1 protein-coding gene is annotated in these 1,750 nt (G+C 43.6%); it reads right to left on the reverse strand.

Annotated elements, in window-relative coordinates:
- Nucleotides 1–282: 282 nt before the first annotated feature.
- A complete protein-coding gene (locus AC0QH1_RS02710; RefSeq protein WP_324629266.1) occupies nt 283–1,242 on the reverse strand; it encodes a vWA domain-containing protein in 960 nt (319 codons plus the stop codon).
- Between the last annotated feature and the right edge of the window lie 508 nt (nt 1,243–1,750).

The following is a 1,750-nucleotide window of genomic DNA, read 5'->3' on the forward strand; positions in this document are numbered from 1 at the left end:
GTCATTGGTTCGGGGGTGGGGGCTGCGGTTATTGGTCATTGATGCGGGGAAGGTGGGCTTCAATTATTTATTGCTTATTGGTGATTTTTTGTTGATTTGTTGTGGGCGATCGCTGTAGTTCTTTATTGGTTATTTTTTTAAGAAAAACAACCAATAAAAAAGGTTATCAAGAAACAGATGGTAGCGCAAAAATTTGGAATAAAAACGATTTATCTTACTGGGACAGAATACAGTGTCCCAGTAAAATAAATTATACAGTCACTTGGAGGTTATAAAACCTGGTTAGATTGACTGGTGAACCATTCGTTTGCACAAACCCAGTGCAGCCAATCCTAATAATCCCAAAGTGGCAGTGGGTTCGGGTACTTTAGTGGAATTTCCATTGCCAGTTTGCTTCAAAGCTTCAGTGGATTTAACATCTGCAAATGCTTTCGTAAATGACTTAGCCGATTGACCACCGGCACGAAGTACATTTAAGTCCCATGCAGCACCACTAATCGTTGAGTTCCCCGTAGACCAGGCTAAGTCTACATAGTCGGTTTTCGTGGTACCAAAACTGCTAAAGCTCGACACTGTAGTATTGGAATTCGTGGTAAATCCACCACTTCCATCGGCGATAAACGCATTTCCTTGGGCATCGGCACCAATCGCTCGCTGGCCGTTTCCATCGGTCATTGCATGGTTGACAACCACATTGAGCAAGGCGTTTTTGGATTGAAGTCCGTTGAGGATACTGTTAAAGTTGACATGGTTCGCGCCAATGTCGCGGTCTTCATCGGTGATTAACACAAAATTAACAGCAGCATCATCGCGAAATGAGTAATTGTTTAAGGCATAATCCATCGCCGAATACCCATCTTCAAATGCGCCACTGGCGACGAGAGAGTTAGTGGCACTGGTTAATTCGGAGGCATTCCCAAATAAGTCTCCTCCTACTGACAACGATCGCTCTGTTCCATAAGAGTTACCTCCAAAACCAACCAGACCATAGCGATTTTTTTCAGCGCCAATTCCAACACCTTTCCCTTGCAGAGCCGATTCTAAATCCCCAATGGATTGCCCCAACCAGGCATGTTCGCCATACATAGAGCCAGACTCGTCTACGAGAAACACGAAGTCCGCAAAACTGGCCGCTTCGGCGGATGGTGTGAGGCCGATCGCTAAGGTTAATCCCACACCAATAGAAATCGCCGGTTTAAAGCACGACGCAACTGTAAAAATGTCTTCTGAGATAATTTTCATGGCCGTTCAATTCCTTTTCTGTACGATACAAAACAATGTTTCCCAATGGGTAGGGCATTTTATGCCCAACAATCTCGTGGGAAAAATTTACCTCACCGAATTCACCACTTCGGCATTACCGTTGCCGATCGCCAAAGATATCGCGCGTGCAACTGTTGTTTGAAAGTGGTCATTCGCTGTTGAATGACAAGGCGATTTCCGAACATTGTCTCTGCGATTTAGGTGAGCTGGGTGGACGTGCGGGCTGCAAATCGCCTTCCGTCGTCAACATGAATTTGTGTTCATCTTCTATTAAACCTGTATTCAGTCTTCCGCACATCCGTATTTATACGTATTTTTTCTAAAAAAAATAATTTTTTTATACAAAAATATGCAGCGCAAAATAACCTTATCAAATAAGGCTAAATCGAAAAAATATGTGGGGCAACCAATGGTTATCCCGAGTTTAAAAACGAGATTATGGCTTCATTTTGGCCTCCGAGAAATAGGGTGGTCATTGGTCATTGGT

It is taken from the genome of Phormidium sp. CCY1219, assembly GCF_055795085.1.

Coding starts and splice junctions, on each gene's coding strand:
- AC0QH1_RS02710 (WP_324629266.1), bottom strand. CDS start 1,242: ATGAAAATTATCTCAGAAGACATTTTTACAGTTGCGTCGTGCTTTAAA.